Consider the following 16,903-nt stretch of genomic DNA (forward strand, 5'->3'; position numbering starts at 1 on the left):
CGATCAATCGGTTCACAGCAAGGGATTTCACAATGTTTTCAATCGGAAAGCTCGCCGTAGCAGCCATCGCGCTCGGCCTTGCCACTGCCTCGGCCAGCGCCCAGGTGGTTGTCTCCTCGAAGATCGATACCGAAGGCGGTGTGTTGGGCAACATCATTCAGCTCGTGCTCAACGCCAACAACATCAAGACCACCGACCGCATCCAGCTCGGCGCGACACCCGTGGTGCGCAAGGCGATCACCGCTGGCGAGATCGACATCTACCCCGAATATACCGGCAACGCGGCCTTCTTCTTCCAGAAGGCCGACGATCCGGTCTGGAAGGATGCCGCCAAGGCTTACGAGACCGCCAAGAAGCTCGACTACGACGCCAACAAGATCGTCTGGCTGTCGCCGTCGCCGGCCAACAACACCTGGGCGATCGCGCTGCGCAAGGAGGTGGCCGACGAGAACAAGCTCGTCACGCTGACGGACTTCGGCAAATATGTCGCCGGCGGCGGCAAAGTGGTGCTGGCGGCTTCCGCCGAGTTCGTCAATTCGGCGGCGGCCCTTCCGGCCTTCCAGACAACCTACGGCTTCACACTGAAGCCCGACCAGCTGATCACGCTCTCCGGTGGCGACACCGCGGCGACCATCGCGGCCGCGGCCAACCAGACCAACGGCGCCAACGCCGCCATGGTTTACGGCACCGATGGCGGCATCCAGCCCTCCGGCCTTGTCGTTCTCCAGGACGACAAGAACGTGCAGCCGGTCTACCAGCCGGCACCGATCATCCGCGAGAAGGTGCTGAAGGAACATCCCGAGATCGAGACGCTGCTGAAGCCGGTGTTCGCCAAGCTCGACCTTACTACGCTGCAGGAGCTCAATGGGCGCGTGCAATTGGGTGGTGAGCCTGCGAAGGGGGTGGCCGAGGACTTTTTGAAGAAGAACGGGTTCCTGAAGTAGATCGCGGCATAATAAACGCGAGTCGGAGAGGTGCGGTTGGCGGAACTGCTGATCTCCCCCGCAAGGGGAGATTGGCTGTCCCGTAGGCTTTCGCCAATCGCCAAAGCCGCAGGGGGTAAGCAATGACCCTTCGTTTCGACAAGCTCGGCATCGTCATCGCCGCGATCGTCGCCTACGCGGCGCTCTTCGCCCCGTTCGCCACGTTCCGCGCCAACCGTATCGTGCCGGGGCAAGCGCGTTCGATCCTCGAAGCGTTGCCGCCGACGCTTGGTATGCTGCTGCTGGCGATCGTGATCGTGGGCGGCATCATTGCTCTGCTGAAGACACCGCTCATCATCAGGCTGGCCGCCAGCATCGTCGCGCTGGTCGCTCTTGCGATCCTGATCGGCGTCGCCGGTGCTTTCCTGACGCCCGACGGCAACACGTTCGCCCGCATCGCCCCGGCCTCCGGTTTCTGGCTGCTGATCTTTGCCTTCACGCTGCTGCTGGCCGATGTGCTGACTCGGCTGAACCTGTCGCCCTGGTCTCGCGTGGGGGTCTTGATGATTGCCGCTCTGGCCATCGCCGCGCTGCTTGTGTCGGGCCTTTGGGACAGTCTCTCCATCCTCAAGGAATATGCCAGCCGCGCCGACAGCTTCTGGGCCGAAGCCTCCAAGCACGTCACGCTGGCGCTCGGCTCGCTGGTCGGCGCGGTGATCGTCGGCATACCCCTCGGCGTCCTTTGCCATCGCGTCGAGACGCTGCGGGCAGGAGTGCTCAATGTGCTCAACATCATCCAGACTATTCCTTCGATCGCGCTCTTCGGCCTGCTGATCGCTCCGCTCGGCTGGGTCGCCCTGCATGTGCCAGGCGCCGCCGCTATCGGCATCAGGGGCATCGGAACCGCGCCCGCCTTTGTGGCRCTCTTCCTCTATTCGCTGCTGCCGGTGGTGGCCAACACCGTGGTCGGGCTGGCTGGTGTACCCCGCGCGGCCAACGACGCCGCGCGTGGCATGGGCATGACCGACCGCCAGCGCCTGCTCGACGTCGAGTTTCCGCTCGCCTTTCCGGTGATCCTGACCGGCATCCGCATCGTGCTGGTGCAGAATATCGGGCTCGCCACCATCGCGGCGCTGATCGGCGGCGGCGGCTTCGGCGTGTTCGTCTTCCAGGGTGTCGGCCAGACGGCGATGGATCTGGTGCTGCTCGGCGCGCTGCCCACCGTGGCGCTGGCCTTTGCCGCGGCGATCATCCTTGATGCGGTGATCGAGATGACAGCCACCAAGCGCAGGGTTGAGACGGCATGATCGAGATAGAGGGCATCACCAAGCGCTACGACGCAACGACGGTGGTCGATAATGTTTCGATGGTCATCGAGCCCCGGACCATCGCCACCATCGTCGGCACGTCGGGATCCGGCAAGACGACGCTGCTCAGGATGATCAACCGGCTGGTCGAGCCGACCTCGGGCGTCGTCAGGCTCGACGGCGCCGACAACCGCTCCGTGCCTGGCTATCAGCTGCGCCGCAGCATCGGCTACGCCATTCAAGGCCATGGCCTGTTTCCACACCGCACGGTGGCGCAGAACATCGCCACCGTGCCGCTGCTGCTCGGCTGGGACAGGGATCGCATCAAGGCGCGTGTCGACGAGCTGATGACACTCTACCAGCTCGACCCGCAGGCCTACGGCCCGCGTTACCCGCACGAGCTTTCCGGCGGCCAGCAGCAGCGTGTAGGCGTCGCCCGCGCTCTGGCCGCCGAGCCAAACGTGCTTTTGATGGACGAGCCCTTCGGCGCGCTCGACCCGATCATCCGCACCAAGGCGCAGGAGGATCTGCTGGCGATCCAGAAGCGTTTCGGCACCACCATCATTCTCGTCACCCACGACATGGAAGAGGCCGTGCATCTGGGCGACAAGATCGCCGTCATGGATGCCGGCAAGCTGGTGCAATACGCAAAACCGGCGGAGATCCTGGCGAGGCCGGCAAGCGATTTCGTCGAGACGCTGGTCGGCGCCAGCGAAAAGCCGTTCCGGCTGCTGTCGCTCGGGCCTGTGCGCGATGCCGTGGAGCCGGGCGGCGCCGAAGGCGAGGCGATCCCAGGTGACGCCACGCAGCGTGACGCGCTGGCCGAATTATTATGGTCCGGGCGCCCCGCGCTGCCGGTGAAGGACGCCGACGGCAAGCCGCTAGGCCGTGTCACCGTCGAAGGCTTGGTGAAACGCGCGGCGAGGCCGCAATGAAAGCCTGGCTGCCCGCGCTGCTGAGGCTGGCCGTCCTGGCGTTGCTGGTGGTCTTCATCACCAGCCCCGGTTGGTTCGAGCCGCTGCTGAAGCCGCTGACCGAGAATGGCGCGCCGGCGATCTACAACCAGGGCAGCCTGCTGACGCTGACCCTGCAGCATCTGCGCACCGTGCTGGTCGCGACCGTGGCGGCGACGATCGTCGCGGTGGCTTTAGCCATCCTGGTTACCAGGCCGGCCGGCGCCGAGTTCCTGCCCTTGTCGCGCAGCCTGGTCAATATCGGTCAGACGTTCCCGCCGGTTGCCGTGCTGGCGCTTGCCGTGCCCGCCGTCGGCTTCGGCGAGAAGCCGACGCTGATCGCGCTTTTCCTTTACGGCCTGCTGCCGATCTTCGAGAACGCGCTGACGGCGCTCACCACGCTGCCCGGCAACGTCATGGAGGCGGCGCGCGGCGCCGGCATGACCGGCTGGCAAAGGCTGATGAAGGTCGAGCTGCCGTTGAGCGCCCCGGTGATCCTCGGCGGCATCCGGCTTTCCGTGGTCATCAGCCTGGCCACCRCCACCATCGGCTCGACGGTTGCCGCCAAGACGCTGGGCGAGGTGATCATCGCGGGCCTTATCTCGAATAATCTTGCCTTCGTTCTGCAGGGCGGCCTGATCGTCGCCGCGCTCGCGGTGCTGATCTATGACGGCCTCTCGGCGATCGAGCGCTACGCCGCGYGGCGCATGGGGCAGGGCGCCGAATAGCGCTAGGTCGGCGGATTGCGCGAAGGTGCCCTCGCGTCATTTCAATCGATCTAATTCCAGGCCCGTGCTGGCACAACGTTTACTGCCTTCTTCTTTTGGGCGAAAGCCGGGCAAAAACCGAACAATATCTTGACGTTCCAAGCCTTGTTTCGCATACACCCCAGCCAAGGGGTGGATTCCGTGCGCGGCATGCATCTCCGTTCCAACGGCCCAGGGAGGGGTTCTTTTGGGCCAACAATCGAGGAAAATCCGGCAATGACCATCATTACCGCCGTCATCGCCTGCGGCTTGCTTTCAGTCCTTTACGCCATCTGGGCGACACGTTCGGTCCTTGCGTCCGATCAGGGCAATCAGCGCATGCAGGAAATCTCCGCGGCCATCCGCGAAGGCGCTCAGGCCTATCTGGCGCGCCAGTACACCACCATCGCCGTCGTCGGCATCGTCGTGCTCCTGCTCGCCTGGTGGCTGCTCTCCATCACCTCCGCGATCGGTTTCCTGATCGGCGCCGTGCTTTCGGGCGCCGCCGGCTTCATCGGCATGCATGTCTCGGTGCGCGCCAATGTTCGCACCGCGCAGGCCGCATCGAACAGCCTTGCCGCCGGCCTCGACATCGCCTTCAAGTCCGGGGCCATCACCGGCCTGCTGGTCGCGGGCCTGGCGCTGCTCGGCGTCTCGATCTACTACGCCATCCTCACCGGCCCGATGGGCCTGCAGCCGAATGATCGCGTCGTCATCGACTCGCTGGTCTCGCTCGGCTTTGGCGCGTCGCTGATCTCGATCTTCGCCCGTCTCGGCGGCGGCATCTTCACCAAGGGTGCGGATGTCGGCGGCGACCTCGTCGGCAAGGTAGAGGCCGGTATTCCCGAGGACGATCCACGCAACCCGGCCACCATCGCCGACAACGTCGGCGACAATGTCGGCGATTGCGCCGGCATGGCCGCCGACCTGTTCGAGACCTATGCGGTGACGGTCGTCGCCACCATGGTTCTGGCCGCCATCTTCTTCGGTGGCACCGCGGCTCTCGGCGCGGCCATGCTCTATCCGCTCGCCATCTGCGGCGCCTGCATCCTGACCTCGATCGTCGGCACCTTCTTCGTCAAGCTGGGCTCCAACGGCTCGATCATGGGCGCTCTCTACAAGGGCCTGATCGTCACCGGCCTGCTATCGATCGTCGGTCTTGCCGCCGCCACCTCCGCCACGGTCGGCTGGGGCGAGGTCGGCACCGTTGCCGGCGTCGCCATCACCGGCAAGAACCTGTTCATCTGCGGCCTGATCGGTCTGCTGGTGACCGGTTTGATCGTGGTGATCACCGAATACTACACCGGCACCAACAAGCGCCCGGTGAACTCGATCGCCCAGGCGTCGGTCACCGGCCACGGCACCAACGTGATCCAGGGCCTTGCGGTCTCGCTGGAATCGACGGCGCTGCCCGCCATCGTCATCGTCGGCGGCATCATCGCCACCTACCAGCTCGGCGGCCTGTTCGGCACCGCGATCGCCGTCACCACCATGCTCGGCCTTGCCGGCATGATCGTTGCGCTCGATGCCTTCGGCCCGGTCACCGACAATGCCGGCGGCATTGCCGAAATGGCCGGCCTGCCCAAGGAAGTGCGCCACTCCACCGACGCGCTCGACGCGGTCGGCAATACCACCAAGGCGGTGACCAAGGGCTATGCCATCGGCTCAGCCGGCCTTGGCGCGCTGGTGCTGTTCGCGGCCTACTCGAACGACCTCAGGTTCTTCGCCGCCAATGGCGACAAGTACCCCTACTTCCAGGGCATGGGCGAGATCTCCTTCGACCTGTCCAATCCATATGTCGTCGCCGGCCTCATCTTCGGCGGCCTGATCCCTTATCTTTTCGGCGGCATCGCGATGACCGCCGTCGGCCGCGCCGCGGGCTCCATCGTCGAGGAAGTGCGCAAGCAGTTCCGCGAGGACAAGGGCATCATGGCCGGTACCTCGAAGCCGAATTATGCACGCGCGGTCGACATCCTGACCAGGGCGGCGATCCGGGAAATGATCATCCCCTCGCTTCTGCCGGTGTTGGCGCCGCTCGTCGTCTATTTCGGCGTGTTCCTGATCTCGGGCTCGAAGGCTTCGGCCTTCGCGGCGCTCGGCGCCTCGCTGCTCGGCGTCATCGTCAATGGCCTCTTCGTTGCCATCTCGATGACCTCCGGCGGCGGCGCCTGGGACAACGCCAAAAAGTCGTTCGAGGACGGCTTCACCGACAAGGCCGGCGTCAAGCACCTGAAGGGTTCCGAGGCGCACAAGGCCTCGGTCACCGGCGACACCGTCGGCGATCCCTACAAGGACACCGCCGGCCCGGCCGTCAACCCGGCGATCAAGATCACCAACATCGTCGCGCTGCTTCTGCTCGCCGTGCTCGCGCACGGCTGATCGCGGCGGAGATTGCAGGACAAAGCCCGCGGGAGCGATCCCGCGGGCTTTGCTTTTCGGCATGACGTCATGCATTCCGCGTCCCGGCGGCCACTCAGTCGGCTTCCCGCCTTTCGCTGCCATGGCGATAGCGGGCCAGCAATTCGTCGGCGTCTGGTTCTCGCTCGGGCATTGGCGGCAAGCCGCGTGTCTGGCGCAGCATGGCAACGAGCGTTCCGCGGCGATAATGGCGACGGAAGGAACGCGCTCGCGGATGCATGCCGAGGGCAGCCARCAGCCTGCGTCTGAGGTAACGGGAGCGGCTTGGCAGGGCAGGTTCCTCGGCGTTGCCGAGAATCCTGACGCGCAGTGCGTCCGGCGCGCTCATTGCTTCCAGCAATTCTTCCTGCTCCCAGGCTGCGTCGTGGACATAGCTGCCTTCGCGCGCGCCCGAATGCAGCATAAGCACCGTCAGATGCGGCATCGTCGCGATCCGCGCGCCCTTGCGCCAGGCGCGAAATAGCCAGTCCTGGGAACTCTCGCAGACGCACTGGCTTGCCGGACGCCACGGCCCGAGCCTTGGCAGCGAGCTCCGCCGGATCATTTGCGTCGAACCGTATCCCACCGTGATGACGGGATCATAGAAGCCGCCGCGCCCCTTTCCGAGAAGGGTGTGCTTGGAGCCTTTGCTCTCGGCCGATACGACGGCCGCGCCCCGTGCGAGGACCACATCGGCGCTGGTGGCGTCGATCCAGCCGCACATGGACGCCAGATGGTCGGGAAACCAGAGATCGTCATGGTTCAAGATGGCAATGAAGCGTCCGCTGGCGCGGGCAAAGCCGATATTGTTAGGCCCCGACTGCTCGCCGAAATTCACCGGAAGATCGACATAGGAGATGCGGGCGTCTTCGAATGCGGCGACTACTGCGGCGGTGTCCGCCCGACACGCGTCGCCGATGACGATCGCCTCCCAGTTCGGCATCGTCTGGGCCAGGAGGCTCTTCAGCGCCTGGCGCAGCGCCGCCGGGCGATTATGCGTCGCGATGACGACCGAAACCAACGGTTCGAGCCGTCCGATTGACGCGCGGGGGCCGGCCGGTTCCACGCTATACCAGCTTGTAGGGGATCTGTTGCGTATCGGGTGGCAGCCGCCAATGATCGGGCGCGTCATAGGCGTAGGCCTTGTCGACGAGGTTGAGCAGCAACGCCGACTCCGGTCCGAGCGCGACCACGCCGTGCCAGACACCGGGCGGAATGGTGACGATTGCCGGGCGCAAGGCGCCGATGATCTTGTGCCAGACCGTGCCGAAACTGGGCGAGGCCTTGCGCCCATCGAAAAGCGATATTCGCACGCTGCCGGCGCAGCAGAACAAACGGTCTAGGGTCACGGCATGCGCGTGCCAGCCCGTCACGGCGCCCGGATACATCGTGCGTTGGAACACTTGCCCGACCGGCGACTGGTCGAGCGCCCATTCCTCGCGAAAGATCTCTGTCAGGTAGCCGTTGGACGTCGCGACGGATCTGATTTCCTTGATCCCGACGCCCTCGATTGCCGGAGGGTCGATCGCAAGCCAGTCGGACGTTACGGTTGGCTGGTCGGGTGTGCCCGTGGCCATCCAACCTTCCGGTTCTGCGCGCTCGTCGCCGATCATTTCAAGTTCCCCCGAACCCGGTCGGCTTGATAGGATTTTACTATCGAGCTGGCAAGCTAAGCCGGGCCATGGCCAAACAAAAACCCGTGAGAGCGACCTCACGGGTTCTGTTTTGAGCTGCAGCAGATCGACCGGAAGGGTAAACTCAGGGCGTGCCGCCGCTGCCGCCGCCGGGAATGCCGGGCGCCAGCTTGCTCGCGCCGCTGATGATCTGGCTGAGGAAGTTCTGGTCCTTGCCGCCGGTCGGCGTCGTCCTCGAGATGAAGTCGAAGATCTTGCCGTCCTTGAGGCCGTAATTGGCGATCTGAGTGACGCGGCCGTCGGCGCCGAAATAGACCGCCAGCACATGCTGGTCGACGATGCGGGGGTTGTCGAAGGYGACGTAGCGCTTGCGCGTTTGCGAGATGTAGTAGAAGGCCTCGTTGTCGAAGGTCGCCGTCGTCGATGGCGTGCCCAGCGCCAGAAGCACCTGTTCGCGACTCGACCCGACCGGCACCGAATCGATCGCCTGCTGGTCGATGACGTAGCCTTTCGTCAGCGTCTCGCTTGGATGGAGGTCGCCGAACATCTTGGAGGAATTGCAGGCGGAAAGCGCTGATACCACGACCAGCAGCGAGGCCACGCCCACCGGGGCGGGCGCAAAGAACGACTTGAATTTCAGCGCACCCAACAACAATTCTCCATCACATCCCCGCAACTTGCGCTGGGCCGCAAAACCGGTAAACCAGCTTCGACGCCGATGCAACAAGGCCAAATCAAACARCAGGTCCCCGGGAGACCGCCCTCAATGTTCCAGCGCCTTTTTGGCCGCGAACGCAATGCCAACCGCGCTATCACCGACGCGCTCTACGCACAAATCGTGGCAGCGGCGCGGCAAACGGTGTTTTATTCCGACTGGAATGTGCCGGATACGCCGCTCGGCCGCTTCGAGATGCTGTCGCTGCACATGTATCTCGTCCAGCACCGGCTGCATGGCGAGCAAGGTGTGGCCGCCGAGGTCGCGCAAGTGCTGATCGACGAGTTCTTTCTCGATGTCGAGCATTCGCTGCGCGAGCTCGGCATCAGCGATGTCGGCGTGCCCAAACGCATGAAGAAGCTGGCAAAGATGKTTTACGGCCGCACGGCCGCTTATGACGACGCGCTCAGGCAGGACGATCGGGTGGCGCTTGCGGCGGCGCTCACCCGCAACGTCAGGCCGGACGCCGGTTCCTGGCCAAAGGCGCCGCTGTTGGCGGATTATGTCTGCGAGGCTTGCCAAAAGCTTGCCGCGCAGCCGACCGAATCGATCGTCGCCGGCACCGCCGCGTTCCCGGCCGCGGGGGCCGCGTGAAGGAGGCCGTGATGAAAGACGCCGAATTGCGCAGCCCCGTATCCTTTGTCGCTAATGTCGCGCGGCTGCCGCAAAAGGGCCTGCCTGTCGTTATCGAGGCCGATGAGCGCCAGCGTGAGGCGCTCGCCGCCGAATATGACCTGCTTTCGGTCGAAAGCTATCGCGCCGAACTGCTCGTGGCCTCCTGGAAGCGCAATGGCGTCAAGGTCACCGGCCGCGTCGAGGCCGACATCACGCAAGCCTGCATCGTCACCCTGGATCCGATCGCTGCGCATATCGACGAGTCTGTCGAGGCGCTGTTTCTGCCCGAGCAGTCGAAGCTTGGGCGCGAAGGTTTCGAGGGCGGAGGCGAAATCATCCTCGACGCCGACGGGCCGGACAGTCCGGAGACATTTTCCGGCGACACCATCGACGTCGGCGCGCTGGCGGAGCAGTTTTTCGGCCTGGGGATCGACCCCTATCCGCGCAAGCCGGGAGCCTCGCTCGACGTCGCCGGCGACGACCAGCCCGAGGAAAGYGAATTCCAGAAAAAGCTGCGTTCGCTGCTTGGAAAATCCTGAGAGTGGTCCGGATTTTGGAAAAGTTGGTTGTGCGCAGGCGCAAAACCGCTATTTTCGCCGAACCTTCGCGAGCCCCCTTACCTTGGCAGGCGTCCGCCGCAAGCCAGGCAAACCGTGAGAAAAACACTACGTGATCAGGATTTCCATCGATGCCATGGGCGGCGATCACGGACCGAGCGTGGTCATTCCGGCGCTGATGACCGTCGCCATCCGCCGTCCTGACATCCGCTTCGTCGTCTACGGCCGCGAGGACGTGGTGCGTCCCGAACTCGCCAAGTTCCCGAAACTCGGCGAGGTGAGCGAGTTCGTTCATTGCGAGGTCGCCGTGCGCATGGACGACAAGCCGAGCCAGGCTCTGCGCCACGGCCGCTGGAAGTCGTCGATGTGGAAGGCCGTCGAGGCGGTCAAGAGCGGCGGCGCGCAGGCCTGCATCTCGGCCGGCAATACCGGCGCGCTGATGGCGATGTCGAAATTCTGCCTGCGCACGATGGCCACGATCGAGCGCCCGGCGATCGCGGCGCTCTGGCCGACGACGCGCGGTGAAAGCGTGGTGCTCGATGTCGGCGCCACCATCGGCGCCGATGYGCATCAGCTTATCGATTTCGCCATTCTGGGCACCGGCATGGCGCGTTCGGTGTTCGGTGTCGAGCGGCCGAGCGTCGGCCTGCTCAATGTCGGCGTCGAGGAGATCAAGGGCCAGGAAGAGGTCAAGGAAGCCGGCCGCATGCTGCGCGAGGCCAATCTGGCCTCGATGAATTATCGCGGCTTCGTCGAGGGCGACGATATCGGCAAGGGCACGGTCGACGTGGTGGTCACCGAGGGCTTTGCCGGCAACATCGCGCTCAAGACGGCGGAAGGCACGGCAAGGCAGATCGCCGGCTATCTGCGCGCAGCCATGAGCCGCACGCTCATGGCCAAGATCGGCTACGTCTTCGCCAAGGGCGCCTTCGACAGGCTGCGCGAGAAGATGGATGTCGGTCGCTCCAATGGCGGCGTCTTCCTGGGCTTGAACGGCATCGTGGTGAAGAGCCATGGCGGCGCCGATTCGGATGGCTTTGCGGCCGCCATCGAGCTCGGCTACGACATGGTGCGCAACAATCTGCTTGACCGGATCGAGGCCGACCTCGATCTGTTCCATGCGCGCAACCCGACTGCGCAGGCAAACAGGAAATCCGGTGTCGCCGCCGACGCCGAGGAATAGGAACGAGCCTTGATCAGATCAGTCGTGCGCGGCAACGGTGCCGCGCTGCCCCGCCGCATCATGAAGAATGCCGACTTCGAAGGCATGGTCGAGACCTCCGACGAGTGGATCGTCCAGCGCACCGGCATTCGCCAGCGCCACGTCGCGGCCGACGACGAGACGACAGCCTCGCTCGGAGAGGCGGCGGCGCGCGCCGCGCTCGACAGCGCCGGCATGACGCCCGCCGATATCGACCTCATCATCCTGGCGACCTCGACGCCGAACAACACGTTCCCGGCGACGGCTGTTGAAATCCAGAACCGCCTCGGCATGCATCACGGCTTCGCCTTCGACATGCAGGCCGTCTGCTCGGGCTTCGTTTATGCGGTCGCCACCGCCGACCTTTATATCCGTGGCGGCCTGGCCAAACGCGTCCTGGTGATCGGCTCGGAAACATTCTCGCGCATCCTCGACTGGAGCGATCGTTCGACCTGCGTGCTGTTCGGCGACGGCGCCGGCGCGCTGGTTCTCGAGGCGGAAGAGGGCGCGGGCGCGATCACAGATCGCGGCGTCTTGGCGGCTAGCCTGCGCTCGGACGGCACGCACAAGGACAAGCTCTTCGTCGACGGCGGCCCTTCGACGACGGGAACCGTCGGTCATCTCRGGATGGAAGGCCGTGAAGTGTTCAAGCATGCGGTCGGCATGATCACCGACGTCATCGAGGCGACCTTCGGCGAGGCCAGCATAACGGCGCAGGACCTCGACTGGTTCGTGCCGCATCAGGCCAATAAACGGATTATTGACGCTTCCGCCAAGAAGCTCGGGATTGCCGAAGAGAAAGTGGTGGTCACCGTCGATTTACACGGTAACACCTCGGCTGCATCGGTGCCGCTCGCTCTCTCGGTGGCCRTCGCCGACGGCCGCATCAAGAAGGGCGACCTTGTGCTTCTCGAGGCGATGGGTGGAGGTTTCACCTGGGGCGCGGTATTGCTCCGCTGGTAAGTGCCGAACTCGCCGGTTCGGTTCTTGACCTTGCCGGATCAATTACTTAGGCTCTGCCTTTACCTGTATCGATTTACGTTTTTGCGAGCAGATGGGACGGTCGCATGGGGGGAAAGACACTTACGCGTGCCGACCTTGCTGAAGCCGTTTATCGGAAGGTTGGCTTGTCGCGAACTGAATCGGCGGAGCTCGTCGAGGCCGTCCTGGATGAAATCTGCGAAGCCATCGTTCGCGGCGAGACGGTGAAGCTGTCTTCCTTCGCCACCTTCCATGTCCGCTCCAAGAACGAGCGCATCGGCCGCAACCCCAAGACGGGTGAGGAAGTGCCGATCCTGCCGCGCCGGGTGATGACGTTCAAATCCTCGAACGTGCTCAAGAACCGGATCCTGCGTTCGCACCAGAACAGCAAGGGCAAGGGCGGCAAGTAATTTGCTGGCGAATGCGGTTGAAAACCGCCGGCCGTTTTGACGCTGGGCTTGAATATCGTTTCATAAATCGCTGAAATAAGGCGCGATTCGGCATCATGCGCCGGATTGTGGTCCAGTGTGGAGGATTGGCCCATGGACAAGAGTCCCGATGCTTTCCGCACCATCAGCGAAGTGGCGGAAGACCTCGATCTGCCGCAGCACGTGCTGCGTTTCTGGGAGACGCGCTTCACCCAGATCAAGCCGATGAAGCGTGGCGGCGGCCGGCGCTACTACCGGCCGCAGGATGTCGAGTTGATCAAGGGCATCAGGCATATGCTCTACGATCAGGGCTATACGATCAAAGGCGTGCAGAAGCTGTTGCGCGAGAACGGCAATCATTTTCTGGTCGCCATCGGCAATGGCGACATGGCCGCAGTGGAGGCGATCGCCCAGCGCCGCCAGGCCGAGCAGGTGCCGCTGACGGCGGCCGCCCAGCCGCGCGGCGACGAGGACGCGCTGGTCGGCCAGCCGAAGGTCAAGCCCAGCCGCCGTTTCTTCGGCCTCGGCAAGAGCGACGACGAAGGTCCGGTTCAACCCGACTCTTCGAAATTGTCGCGTGACAATCGTGCCTTGCTGCAGGAGGCGTTGTTCGACTTGCTGGAATGCAAGCGCCTGCTCGACCAGGTTCGTTGAACGGGTCATCTTCGACTTGATGCCACGCGGTCGGCCCGCCGGAACTGGCTCGTCGTCCGCGCGTTAGGCCTTCTCGAAGAGAAGGACAATAAGCATGGCATCGTTTTCCACCCTCTCCGACCTTGATATCGACAGCCAAGTCGCGGCGCTTTCGCGGCAATTGCACGATCTCAAGAAAGTTTTGGYCAGGCGCGGTGACGCCTATTACGAGGATGGCCGCGAGGCGGCGTCCGACTACTATTCGCACCTTGCCGATCGCCTCCACGAGGCGTTGCCGGCAATAAGGCGCAGGGGCAGGGCGATCGAGCGTACGGCGCGCGATCATCCGGCGACCACCGCCGCCGTCGGCCTTGTCGTGGTCGGATTGCTTGCCGGTCTTCTCATCAGCCGCCGCTGATCTTTGGAATCGCTATGGAAATGGCGGCCGCAAAATGCGGCCGCCATTTCCATGCCGCGGGTGGGATCAGCGAGCGAGCTTGATCTTGCTCTTCTGGTCGACCTGAACCGTGGCCGGGCGGCATTTGCCATAGACGGTGCCCGAAGAATCGGTGGCGTCGACATATGTGCCCTTGCAGTTGGCCTTCAGTTGGGAGCACGGGCCCTGGCCTTTGCAGATCGGGCCGTCACTGCCGGGCAGAATGCCCGCGAAGGCCGGCGCCGAGACCGAGCCGAAAGCCGAGACGATGAGAGCCGCGGCCAGGGTGATACGCTTGAGGTTGGTCATTTGTACATTCCTTCCATTGGTTGTCGGGCTCGCCTTCTCCTGGCGTCCCGTTGGGTTGAGGAGCGCCTTCGCGGCGCCCATGACCGCTTAGTGCTGCCCGCAATGGAAAGGTTCATATGCCGCGCGATTTTTTCGTTTGGCCGGCAATATCAACGGATTGAAAGAGCCTGGGTGCGGCTCTCGCGGCGCATCCGGCGCGCAGCGCCTCGGCATGGAAGCGGCCCACTCCGCCGCCAGCTTGTCGGTCAGCGTCACGAACGGCGGATTGTGGTTGACGATCTTCCGCCACAACGTCAGCCCGTTATGGCTCGTCGGGACGGGATTTGGCAGATAGCCGAGCTTGATGGCGAAGCGTCAGGACGACAGGGGCAACCGCCGGCCCCAGGCGGTGTCTGGCTGGCAGATCAGCRCAGGCCCCATCACATACATTCCGGCATGCGGTTCGATCACCGGATGTTAAAGCGCGCCGCGATCTTTCAGATTCGCCCTCCGCGCTTCAGGTTGTTGATTCTACGCATGTCTTTGTCCCAAAACCGGTTCCCACTTCCGGGAGACATGCTTTAAGCAGAAGAAACCCGATGGGAAGGCTGGGCCGCTCGACAAGCGAAGCCTGTCTCCCCATMGGCAGAAAGGAAGGGTCAGGCCTTCTTCGGAGCCATCTTCTTGTGGTGGTGATGATGGTGGTGATGGTGATGATGAACGCGGTGATGATGCCTGCGGTGATGGCGATGATGGTGATGCTTCTTCATCGGAGCCGCGTCGGCGCTGGTGGCGCCGAGGATCGGCACGGTGAACGCCAGGGCCAGAGCCAGCCCGAGCGCGGAGAGGAGGGACTTCTTCATGACTTCGTTTCCTTTTACGCGGGCGTTCAGAGATCCACCGGAGCAAATCGGTGACCCAAGCCTCGCRATAGGGACTATCCTCCTGGTTTTTTTCGACAATTTTTCCCAAATGTAGATTTTTGTTTCTGGATTGTTTCTGAGAAGTTCTCCAGCGCCGCGTGCGCCCTGAGGTGCGAAGACCGCGCGATTTCTGGAAATCCGAGGGCGTGGACGCTTGGCCTCACATAGGCGGCGCGACGCCGTGATTCCCCACCACGACCCGGTTGGCGACGAGCTTGCCGTCGCCGTTGCGCTCGGCATTGACGAACACCGCGACGCCAGGCTTGAGATCCGCCGGCGTGGCGGCGGCGAACGTCACGATCGGTGTGGCCTGCGGGATCGCGATCCGTTTCTTCTGGCCGTTGTCGTAGGTGAGCGTCACCGTGCGGCCCTCTATCTCGGTGACGTCGGCAACGGTGCCGTTGGTCATGCGGCTGTTGGGCTGCAGATCCCAGTCGCGATCGCCTTCACCCGTACCCTTCAGAGCGGCAGGGAAGATCACGACCTCAAGCGCGCCGCTGCCCCCATCGGCCTTGGATATCGAGGCGATGCCGAGAAAATCACCCTGCTTGATATCGGCTGCCGATGCCTTGGCGACACCTGAAATCTTCCAGCCGTCGGCAAGCGTGATCGCATCGGTCTTGCCGTTGCGGTCCTTCACTGTCAGCGTCGATCCGGCAAGGCTGACGACAGTGCCTCGAACACGTGTGGCATCCGCCGCCCATGATTGCGTCGCGCCGATGACGCTTGAGATTGTGCCAAGCACAATTGTGAACGATTTCAAATTCATGGCATCTAGTCCTTCCGGGAAACTTCCGGCGCCGTCTGTCGGCCACCGGTGACGGCAAGCTAACGAATCGGGACGTCGAAAATGCCGGCGAATCTGGTCTCGGACCTTCAAAAGAACTTGATTGAGCGCTGCGCGACCTTACATTGTGGGAGCCTGAGGCACGGCCAAAACGCCGCTTCACGATGGCGTGACGCCGCATCGGTGCTCTTGGCAAATCATGTGTTAACGARCATTCTCCCGCCGTCTCAGGCAACACCATTTCATCAGACCCTGTTTCATCCCAAGGAGTTGCCATGCCCAACACCRCACGAAACGCTGTTTCCAACAACATCATTGCCGCGTCCGGCCTCAACCCGTTGAAAGCCGCTCGCGAGACGAGGGGATATACGATCGAGGAACTCTCTTTGACCTGCGGCCTGGCCGTCGGCGAGATCATCGACATCGAGGATGGCAAGGACGCGGACCCCGCCAAGCTCCGGCGCATCGCTTCGGCCCTGCAGATGCCGGAAGAGGAATTGATCAGCGTGCCGGCCGAAGAGAATCGGCCCACCCAGCAATAGAGACGCGAAAAGCGCCCATCGAGGAGCCCGCCGGGATTTTGCCCGGTGGGCTTTTTTTGGTGCCTGCACAGCGGAGGCGCTGGCTCTTGCCAAGATCGGCCGCATCATGCGATTCGCCACTGCTGCTGCTCGAGCAATTCCAGGAAAAGCGTGAGCGGTTTTCCGTCCGGAATTGCGTGTAAAGACAAAGATATCCTGACGAGGAATTCACATGAGCTTGGAATCGGTTCGCGCCTTCTTTGCCGCGCACGCCCCGGACGTGGAAGTCATCGTCACCGAGGCAAGCTCGGCCACTGTCGCGCTGGCGGCGGAGGCGCATGGCGTCACGCCGGCGCAGATCGCCAAGACGATCTGCCTGCGCGTTGGCGACGAGACCATGCTGGTGGTGACCAGCGGCATCGCCCGGCTCGACAATCGCAAGTTCAAGGACAGGATGGGCGGCAAGCCGCGCATGCTGGGCGGCGAGGAGGTGCTGGCGGTCACCAGCCATCCGCCGGGCGGCGTCTGCCCGTTCGGCCTGCCGGCGCCGCTGCCGATCTATTGCGACCTGTCGCTCAAGCCTTTCGACGAAGTCGTACCCGCCGCCGGCGCCACCAATGCCGCGGTGCACATCACGCCGCAGCGCATGGCCGATCTGGTCGGCGCCGTATGGGTCGACGTTTGCCAGTAACAATTCTCGCCTAGATATCTGTTTGCGGCCCGCGAAAGGGCTRCCGCGCGGCTTTGACCGGCGCCCCGGCGCGCGAGCGCTCGCCTCTATTTAGCTCCGCACAGCGCGCCAGCCGTCGGCGTGTTTCGTCGTTGCGCCCCGACCAATTCGAAAAGCGTCGACTGATG

Annotated in this window: 20 protein-coding genes; 14 read left to right on the forward strand and 6 right to left on the reverse strand. The window is 63.7% G+C overall.

What is annotated here, in order from left to right; genetic code table 11:
* The first annotated feature begins 32 nt into the window (after window positions 1-32).
* The 5 genes from LCM4576_RS17135 to LCM4576_RS17155 all read left to right on the forward strand — a co-directional run bounded on the left by LCM4576_RS17135 (window position 33) and on the right by LCM4576_RS17155 (window position 6,308).
* The gene (locus LCM4576_RS17135; protein ID WP_040983260.1) at window positions 33-944 is read left to right on the forward strand and encodes an ABC transporter substrate-binding protein; all 912 of its coding nucleotides are present in this window, start codon (window positions 33-35) and stop codon (window positions 942-944) included.
* 122 nt (window positions 945-1,066) lie between these two features.
* Window positions 1,067-2,230, forward strand: coding sequence for an ABC transporter permease (locus tag LCM4576_RS17140; RefSeq protein ID WP_071033274.1), 1,164 nt, complete (start codon window positions 1,067-1,069; stop codon window positions 2,228-2,230).
* Window positions 2,227-3,165: an ABC transporter ATP-binding protein gene (locus LCM4576_RS17145; RefSeq protein ID WP_071033275.1), complete on the forward strand. Its 939-nt coding sequence runs from the start codon at window positions 2,227-2,229 to the stop codon at window positions 3,163-3,165. Before LCM4576_RS17140 ends, LCM4576_RS17145 begins: the two co-directional genes overlap by 4 nt.
* Window positions 3,162-3,911, forward strand: a complete 750-nt coding sequence (locus tag LCM4576_RS17150; protein WP_071033276.1) for an ABC transporter permease — start codon at window positions 3,162-3,164, stop codon at window positions 3,909-3,911. Before LCM4576_RS17145 ends, LCM4576_RS17150 begins: the two co-directional genes overlap by 4 nt.
* Window positions 3,912-4,166: 255 nt before the next feature.
* Window positions 4,167-6,308: a sodium-translocating pyrophosphatase gene (locus tag LCM4576_RS17155; RefSeq protein ID WP_040983252.1), complete on the forward strand. Its 2,142-nt coding sequence runs from the start codon at window positions 4,167-4,169 to the stop codon at window positions 6,306-6,308.
* A gap of 94 nt (window positions 6,309-6,402) precedes the next feature.
* On the opposite strand, the gene LCM4576_RS17160 is transcribed toward LCM4576_RS17155, so the two are convergent.
* The 3 genes from LCM4576_RS17160 to LCM4576_RS17170 all read right to left on the reverse strand — a co-directional run bounded on the left by LCM4576_RS17160 (window position 6,403) and on the right by LCM4576_RS17170 (window position 8,609).
* On the reverse strand, window positions 6,403-7,392 hold the full coding sequence (locus LCM4576_RS17160; RefSeq protein WP_071033277.1) for a glycosyltransferase family 2 protein: 990 nt from the start codon (window positions 7,390-7,392) through the stop codon (window positions 6,403-6,405).
* 1 nt (window position 7,393) lies between these two features.
* Entirely contained in the window at window positions 7,394-7,939 is a 546-nt protein-coding gene (locus LCM4576_RS17165; RefSeq protein WP_083354923.1) for a dTDP-4-dehydrorhamnose 3,5-epimerase family protein, read from the reverse strand.
* Window positions 7,940-8,084: 145 nt separating this feature from the next.
* Entirely contained in the window at window positions 8,085-8,609 is a 525-nt protein-coding gene (locus LCM4576_RS17170; RefSeq protein ID WP_071033278.1) for an outer membrane protein assembly factor BamE, read from the reverse strand.
* Window positions 8,610-8,726: 117 nt separating this feature from the next.
* Here LCM4576_RS17170 and LCM4576_RS17175 point away from each other — a divergent pair, with 117 nt between their 5' ends.
* The 7 genes from LCM4576_RS17175 (at window position 8,727) to LCM4576_RS17205 (ending at window position 13,508) form a co-directional block, all read left to right on the forward strand.
* A complete protein-coding gene (locus tag LCM4576_RS17175) occupies window positions 8,727-9,269 on the forward strand; it encodes a ubiquinol-cytochrome C chaperone family protein (RefSeq protein WP_071033279.1) in 543 nt (180 codons plus the stop codon).
* 11 nt (window positions 9,270-9,280) lie between these two features.
* The gene (locus LCM4576_RS17180; RefSeq protein ID WP_071033311.1) at window positions 9,281-9,829 is read left to right on the forward strand and encodes a DUF177 domain-containing protein; all 549 of its coding nucleotides are present in this window, start codon (window positions 9,281-9,283) and stop codon (window positions 9,827-9,829) included.
* A gap of 130 nt (window positions 9,830-9,959) precedes the next feature.
* Window positions 9,960-11,030, forward strand: coding sequence for a phosphate acyltransferase PlsX (gene plsX / locus LCM4576_RS17185; RefSeq protein ID WP_071033280.1), 1,071 nt, complete (start codon window positions 9,960-9,962; stop codon window positions 11,028-11,030).
* Between the two features lie 9 nt (window positions 11,031-11,039).
* Window positions 11,040-12,011 carry a beta-ketoacyl-ACP synthase III gene (locus LCM4576_RS17190; RefSeq protein WP_071033281.1) on the forward strand — a complete coding sequence of 324 codons (972 nt, stop codon included), beginning with the start codon at window positions 11,040-11,042 and terminating at the stop codon, window positions 12,009-12,011.
* A gap of 104 nt (window positions 12,012-12,115) precedes the next feature.
* The gene (locus tag LCM4576_RS17195) at window positions 12,116-12,439 is read left to right on the forward strand and encodes an integration host factor subunit alpha (protein WP_040983242.1); all 324 of its coding nucleotides are present in this window, start codon (window positions 12,116-12,118) and stop codon (window positions 12,437-12,439) included.
* A gap of 132 nt (window positions 12,440-12,571) precedes the next feature.
* Window positions 12,572-13,111, forward strand: a complete 540-nt coding sequence (locus LCM4576_RS17200; protein WP_040983239.1) for a MerR family transcriptional regulator — start codon at window positions 12,572-12,574, stop codon at window positions 13,109-13,111.
* 94 nt (window positions 13,112-13,205) lie between these two features.
* Window positions 13,206-13,508, forward strand: coding sequence for a glycine zipper domain-containing protein (locus LCM4576_RS17205; RefSeq protein ID WP_071033282.1), 303 nt, complete (start codon window positions 13,206-13,208; stop codon window positions 13,506-13,508).
* Window positions 13,509-13,574: 66 nt separating this feature from the next.
* Here LCM4576_RS17205 and LCM4576_RS17210 read toward each other — a convergent pair whose 3' ends face one another.
* From LCM4576_RS17210 to LCM4576_RS17225, 3 genes are all read right to left on the reverse strand, one after another.
* Window positions 13,575-13,835 carry a hypothetical protein gene (locus LCM4576_RS17210; protein ID WP_041006397.1) on the reverse strand — a complete coding sequence of 87 codons (261 nt, stop codon included), beginning with the start codon at window positions 13,833-13,835 and terminating at the stop codon, window positions 13,575-13,577.
* Window positions 13,836-14,473: 638 nt separating this feature from the next.
* Window positions 14,474-14,677, reverse strand: coding sequence for a hypothetical protein (locus LCM4576_RS34865; RefSeq protein ID WP_071074739.1), 204 nt, complete (start codon window positions 14,675-14,677; stop codon window positions 14,474-14,476).
* A 220-nt stretch (window positions 14,678-14,897) separates the two neighbouring features.
* The gene (locus tag LCM4576_RS17225) at window positions 14,898-15,506 is read right to left on the reverse strand and encodes a hypothetical protein (RefSeq protein WP_041008483.1); all 609 of its coding nucleotides are present in this window, start codon (window positions 15,504-15,506) and stop codon (window positions 14,898-14,900) included.
* A gap of 293 nt (window positions 15,507-15,799) precedes the next feature.
* Here LCM4576_RS17225 and LCM4576_RS17230 point away from each other — a divergent pair, with 293 nt between their 5' ends.
* Complete coding sequence (locus tag LCM4576_RS17230; RefSeq protein WP_071033283.1) at window positions 15,800-16,066, forward strand: helix-turn-helix domain-containing protein; 267 nt, start codon at window positions 15,800-15,802, stop codon at window positions 16,064-16,066.
* A 211-nt stretch (window positions 16,067-16,277) separates the two neighbouring features.
* Window positions 16,278-16,736, forward strand: coding sequence for a YbaK/EbsC family protein (locus LCM4576_RS17235; protein WP_041006387.1), 459 nt, complete (start codon window positions 16,278-16,280; stop codon window positions 16,734-16,736).
* Window positions 16,737-16,903 lie beyond the last annotated feature (167 nt).

This window comes from Mesorhizobium sp. LCM 4576, assembly GCF_001854815.1.
In the GTDB taxonomy this organism is placed as follows: domain Bacteria; phylum Pseudomonadota; class Alphaproteobacteria; order Rhizobiales; family Rhizobiaceae; genus Mesorhizobium; species Mesorhizobium plurifarium.